General features: G+C 53.0%; 3 protein-coding genes and 1 pseudogene. All 4 read right to left on the bottom strand.

Features of this window, described 5'->3' with window-relative positions; translation table 11 throughout:
• Nucleotides 1–218: 218 nt before the first annotated feature.
• Entirely contained in the window at nucleotides 219–1742 is a 1524-nt protein-coding gene (locus GOB86_RS14430) for an efflux transporter outer membrane subunit (RefSeq protein WP_165993298.1), read from the bottom strand.
• Entirely contained in the window at nucleotides 1739–2944 is a 1206-nt protein-coding gene (locus GOB86_RS14425; RefSeq protein WP_165993296.1) for an efflux RND transporter periplasmic adaptor subunit, read from the bottom strand. The genes GOB86_RS14430 and GOB86_RS14425 overlap by 4 nt, the downstream gene beginning before the upstream one ends.
• Nucleotides 2944–6135: an efflux RND transporter permease subunit gene (locus GOB86_RS14420; RefSeq protein ID WP_165993294.1), complete on the bottom strand. Its 3192-nt coding sequence runs from the start codon at nucleotides 6133–6135 to the stop codon at nucleotides 2944–2946. The genes GOB86_RS14425 and GOB86_RS14420 overlap by 1 nt, the downstream gene beginning before the upstream one ends.
• An 82-nt stretch (nucleotides 6136–6217) precedes the next feature.
• Nucleotides 6218–6316, bottom strand: a pseudogene (locus GOB86_RS14415) (IS5/IS1182 family transposase); the annotation flags it as partial.

The following is a 6316-nucleotide window of genomic DNA, read 5'->3' as shown; positions in this document are numbered from 1 at the left end:
GACGCCCACAAATCCAGCGTCTCTTCAACAGACGCACCGCCATTCATCATATCCTGAATCATGGTTACCCATAGATTCAGAACTCAACAAAAAATGCAACTGTAGTGCTAGACAACTGGTCCTCCGCCCTTTTTCTGGATGCGCATAACACCGTTACATACCCAGAAAATGCCCCACTCGTTGAACTGAGGGCAGAGAACTCAAGAATTCTTCTACGATCACAGTGTGTCTTTGGTGGGGTGCAAACCTGAATACTGCAACACTCCAAATGTCATGGTAGCATCGGGCGTAGGGAGGTCTTTCTGGCGCCACCCTCCTCCTAGGGCGCGGATGAGTCCAACTGTGCTCTGTAATGCACGGGCCTGGACCTGCACCCGGTCAATCCGCGCGTCCAACGTGTTGACTTGCGAGATCAGCGCATCCAGATAATTGTCTGCGCCACCTTTATACAATGTCATTGTCAGCGTCTGCGCTTTTTGTGCAGTTTCCACACCTTGCTCCAGACGTTCGACTTCCGCACGCAGGCGATTGGTTAGTGAAAGCCCGTTTTCGACATCTCCAAAGGCGGAGAGAACTGTTTGGCGGTAATGATCCAACGTTTCGCGGTAGACTGACCAGGAGTGCTGTAACTGGGCACGGCGCAATCCACCTTCAAACAGGGGCATGGAAACCGATGCCCCGTAGGACCACATGCTGTTGGCCAGATTGGCAAGATTGAACCCATTGGAATCAAAACCGCCATTGGCACTAAAAAATACATGCGGATAAAACGCCGCCCGGGCAATGCCAATAGCCCGGTTTGCCTGTGCCATGCGTCTTTCTGATGCAGCGATGTCTGGCCTGCGTTCCAGCAGGTCGGACGGCAGGCCGGTGGGAACAATGGGCTCTACATTGCTCAGTTCATCCACCGGCGTGATGTGGAAAGTAGAAGGTTGTTCATTCACCAGCACGGCAATACCGTGTTCCAGTACTTCCCGCTGGGCCTGTACGTCCAGCAGGCGGGCCTGTGTCATATAAAGCTGGTTTTGTGCTCGGGCCACATCAATACCGGTCGCATTCTGGTTATCAAGCCGTGTCTGGGTAACGTGTAACGCCTGCTGATAATAGGCGATGGACTGGGCATAAATGGCGTGTTGTGCATCCAACCCACGCAGGGTAAAATAATCTGTAGCCAGTTCCGCCTGCAAGCTGAGCCGCGCAGCAGCATAGTCGGCAGCTTGCTCCTGTGCGTAGTATTTCTGTACTCGCACCCTGTTCCGAATACCTGACCAGATATCCGGCTCCCAGCTGGCAAGACCGGAATAAAATTCATCCGATGCGGTTATGGGGCCTTTGTAGCGGAACAGTCTGTCTGCTGAACTTTTGTTATCGCTGGCACCAAACGCCATACCAAAATGTGGCAACAAGTCGGAGCGCGCCTCCATCACAATAGCGCGGGATTGCGTAAAACGCTCTGCCGCAGCCTGAAGATCAGCATTATTTGCAAGTGCTGTCTGCTCAAGCCCATTAAGTGTCGTATCACCAAACAGTGTCCACCAGTCTGGCCTCAGGGCGACTGTGCCGGGTGTCGCATCCTTGAAAGGCCCCTGCCCGTGCCAGGAGACTGGTACAACATAATGTGGTGGCGCATAACGGGGAGCCAGATCGCACGCACTCAATGCTGTCAGGGAAAGCAGCAGAGCCCCTCGTGCTGTCAGACGACGCGCAGACAGGGAGCCCGAATGTGAAAACACCTGTTTCATTCGTCATCATCCCCCTTTGTCGCTGCGGCTACATCTGATGTGCTAAGGTAGCCCTGTTCCGGTTCCACGGGCCTGACTTTCCCTCCCTCCATCAGATCGGCTGGCGGGTTGTTAATGATCCGGGCATCGGGGGAAAGACCAGCGCTGACTTCCGTATAAGCATCCGACATGCGCCCCACAGTTATATTCTGGTAGTGCGCTATTTGCATGGCATTGACCGTGGCAACCTGCATACCATGCTCTTGGAACACCAGTGCACCGGTGGGAATGGTATAAACCCCCTTACTGGCTGGGGCTGTCAGGGTGACGGAAGCAAAACTGCCCGGCCACAGTTTCTGCTCCGTGTTGTCAATCGAAAACTCCGTAATAACCGTGCGTGTATTGGGATCAAAACCTTTAGCAATGGTTAGGAACTTGGCCTGAAACACGGCATTGGGGAACTGTGGCACGGTAACCTTTGCCACCAACCCCGGCTGAAGAATGGAAGAAAACGTTTCCGGCACGGATACGAACAGACGCATGGCATGGGTGTCTGCTACGGTAAACAGCTCGCTGGCGGTACCGTTTGCGTTCATGCTGCCACTACCGGCTCCGACATAATCGCCCACGTTGATATTACGCGCTATGACCACACCATCGAATGGCGATTCAATGCTTTTGAAGTGGATCATGGCCTGATACTGGGCCACCTTGTGTTCGGCGGCTTCCAGCTCTGCCTTGGCGGACTGTTCATTGGCGTTCTGCACAGAGACAGACTGGCCAGATACAGCCTGCGACTGGCCCATGGCCCGCCAGCGTGTAGCCGTTATGGCGGCAAGACCATATTTGGTCTGCGCGACCTTCAAATCGGCCTGTGCCTGCGCAAATTCCGCGTCCAGTCTGGGCGTATTAATTTCGGCCAGCATATCGCCTTTTTTTACGACAGCTCCGTAATCACGGTACCACATTTTCACGTAGCCAGAGACCTGTGCATAAATGGGGGCTTCATACCATGCGCTGATTGTACCCGGCAAAGACAAGGTTATTGTTGGCGGTGCGGGCATGGGTTGCACCAAAGCAACATCGGGTACCCGGTCATAGGCGGCATCCTGCTGGATACGCACGGTATTATGGGCGCGCTGCACTAGCAGATAAGCAATATCCGCCACAATGACAGCCGCAAAAAAGATAATGACAATTCTGCCTTTGCTAGCAACAAACATCAGACAGTCTCCTGCCGGTTGGCGGCATCCGTGGTGGATGGCTTTTCCCGACGATGGTGGAAAATTGCATAAACACAGGGGACAAAAAGCAGAGTGGAAATAGTAGCCACAACCAGACCGCCAATAACTGCCTTGCCAATTGGTGCGTTCTGGGAATTGCTTATGGCCATAGGCACCATGCCTATGATCATGGCAGATGCCGTCATGATAACAGGGCGGATACGGCCAATACCTGCTTCAACTGCCGCAGCCACCGCACTGCGATGCATGGCAAAACGTTCCTTGGCAAAAGACACGACCAGAATAGAATTGGCTGTAGCTGTTCCCATGCACATGATCGCACCTGTTAGCGCAGGCACGGAAAGGCGTGTCTGAGTCAGAAACAGGCTCCATGCAATACCAGCCAGTGCCCCGGGCAATGCCGAGATGATAATGAAAGGATCAATCCATGACTGGAAGTTGATCACGATCAGCATATAGATCAGCAAGACTGAGACAACGAGGCCGGCAATCAGTTCCACATAAGCGCTGTGCATAGTAGTGGCCTGCCCCCGGATATCCACGGCCACACCACGTGGCAGATCGCTTTTTGTGGCAGCGATCTCCTGTTTGACCTGCCTCAGCACAGACCCGAGGTCCGTAAACTCGGTGGAAACATAAACATCAATATCGGGCATAGAATTATAATGGGACACCTGCCCCGGTGTACCGATGGGCGTGATGGTGCTGATGCTGCCCAGCAACTGCATATCCTTGCCTTCGGGGTCATTATCCCCTTTATCGACCGGTATGGTCAGCAGGTTGTTGTAATGTGTGAGCTGGTCCTGAGAGACATAGACATTCAGGGGGAAAGTAATACCGGTCTTGGGGTCAAGCCAGTATTGCGGATCTACTGTCTGGCTGCCTGAGAGTGTCATCAGTTCGTTGCTGGCAATATCACCCTCGGTCATGCCTGTGGCCTGCCCAAACGTACGATTACCCTGCACAAACAGTGTTGGCGTAGCCATGGTCTGCTGAATAACCGTATCCACTGCACCAGATATGTGCCGCAGATGGTTAACCAGCAGGCGGGCATAACGGTAGTTATCCCGGATATCCGGACCTGATATCTGGACATCGACTGGTGCAGGAGATCCAAAATTAAGGATTTTTTCTGTCAGATCCGCAGGTTGAAACGTAAAGACCGTGCCGGGAAAACTGGCTGAAAGCTCACGCCGCAGCAAGGCACGGTCGTCCCATACGGGGGAAGCCTCATTTTTGAGCGTGATGCTCAGGTCACAATCCTGCGTGCCGATTGTGGGAGTTGGAATGAACGCCTGATTATGTGGCCCCTCTGGCAGGCCGCAGTTGTTTATAATCCCCGCTACCCTACCGGGCAGTATCTGCTCGATACGGTCATCCACCAGACTGCCTATGCGTCCTGTGGTCTCAATCCGGGTGCCAAGAGGCGCACGCATATGCATCTGCAACGCACCAGATTTGACCTCGGGAAAGAAGTCCTGCCCCACCACCACAAACAGGGAAAGGGAAAGAACAGACAGACCAAGGAACACTGTAACAAATTTGCGACGCTGGTTAACCACACGTTCCAGCACCCGCCCATAACGAAGCTTAAAATTGTGAAAAGCATGCTCAAACCTGTTCTGGAACTGCCCCAGAAAACCCTTGGGCAGGGCTTCATGCTCATCACCGTGCAGGCCAGAATGTACCTGCCCTTCCAGCAGATATTTAGCCATGGTCGGCACCAGTGTACGCGACAGGATGAATGACGCCAGCATGGCAAAAACAATGGCTTCAGCCATAGGCATGAACAGCCAGCCTGCAACACCACTCAGGCGGAACAGCGGGGTCCACACAATGCAGATGCATAGGGTGGCAACAAGCGTGGGGATAACGATCTGGTTAGCCGCGTCAATAATGGCTGTTTCCAGATCCTTCCCCATTTCAAGATGAGTATCAATATTCTCGATCATGACGGTCGCATCATCCACCAGAATACCAACCGCCAGAGCAAGCCCCCCCAGCGTCATGACATTAATGGTCTGACCGGCCCATAGCAGGCAGATAATGGCCGCCAGAATGCACAGGGGAATAGATGTGGCAATGATGATGGTGGAACGCCAAGAGCCAAGAAACAACAGCACAACCAGGCCTGTCAGTGCCGCGGCTGTCAGCATTTCACGAACGACGTCACGGATAGCATCCTTAACGAAAACGGACGCATCGTTCAGGACTGAAATATGCACATCCGGCGGCACAAGCTGCTGAATGCGGGGCAATAAGTCCTTGGTTCTGGAAACGACATCAAGGGTTGAAGCATCACCACTTTTCATGACAATGACCTCCACCCCCTGCTTGCCTTTTACGAGCACGAGGTTGGTCTGCTGGTGTCCGCCACGGTACACATCGGCTACGTCGTGGACATAGATAACGGAGTTACCCACGCGCTTGACGGGAATATCTCCTAGTTCCTGCATGGAGCGAGGGGTGGCGTTAGTTTGCACCATCCAGTCTGTGCGGTCTATTTTCTGATCCCCCGCTGGCAGAACAATGTTCTGCTTGCGCAGGGCATTCTGCACATCCATGGCAGAGAGATGATGAGCCTGTAGCTGCGTCTGATTGAGCGCAACCATAATAAAACTGTCCATCCCCCCATAAGCCTGCGGCAGAACCGCTCCTGGAACCGTAACAAGAATGGGGCGGATACGCGTCATCGCGATCTTGAACAGGTCAGACGGGGTCTGCCTGTCCGATGTGACCTGCAAGGCCAGAACCGGCACCGAGGACGCATCCAAACGCATGACCATGGGTGCAGGAATATTATCAGGTAACTGCTTGATAACAGTCTGAGAAATAGCCGTAACTTCGGCCTCTGCCTCGCCAATATCTGTTCCGGGCTGGAAGTAGATATTGACGATACTACGACCATAGTACGAACTGCTTTCCATGTGTTCTATGCCCTCCACGGTGGAGGTCACAGCCAGTTCGTAATTATAGGTTATGCGTCCGGCAAACTCCTCTGGCAGCATGCCACCATATGTCCACACAACAGACACAACGGGCAGCTTGATATTTGGAAACACGTCGGTTGGTGCGCGCATTACTGACAGCACACCAAACGCTAGAATGAGCAGTGAAAGGACCACAAAGGTATAGGGTCGTTTCAATGCGGTTATGACAATAGCATTCATGCCTTCCCAGTGCTCAATGGAATGTGGTTGGGATTGGCCTGACGCTATAAATTTTTTATTTGAAAATCTTTTAGAGCCTGAATCAGAAAGGGGTTTGATTGATTTTTCGCAGAACTCTGCGGATATGGGCAATCATCAACCACGCGTGGGATGACGAGATTGTTGCCTCGACATCCTTCGT

The sequence above is a fragment of the Acetobacter lambici genome (assembly GCF_011516885.1).
GTDB classification, from domain to species: Bacteria; Pseudomonadota; Alphaproteobacteria; order Acetobacterales; family Acetobacteraceae; genus Acetobacter; species Acetobacter lambici.
The sequence above is the reverse complement of the archived record's forward strand: the minus strand, read 5'-3'. Positions and strand labels throughout refer to the sequence as shown.

Coding starts and splice junctions, on each gene's coding strand:
- GOB86_RS14425 (WP_165993296.1), bottom strand. CDS start 2,944: ATGTTTGTTGCTAGCAAAGGCAGAATTGTCATTATCTTTTTTGCGGCT.
- GOB86_RS14430 (WP_165993298.1), bottom strand. CDS start 1,742: ATGAAACAGGTGTTTTCACATTCGGGCTCCCTGTCTGCGCGTCGTCTG.
- GOB86_RS14420 (WP_165993294.1), bottom strand. CDS start 6,135: ATGAATGCTATTGTCATAACCGCATTGAAACGACCCTATACCTTTGTG.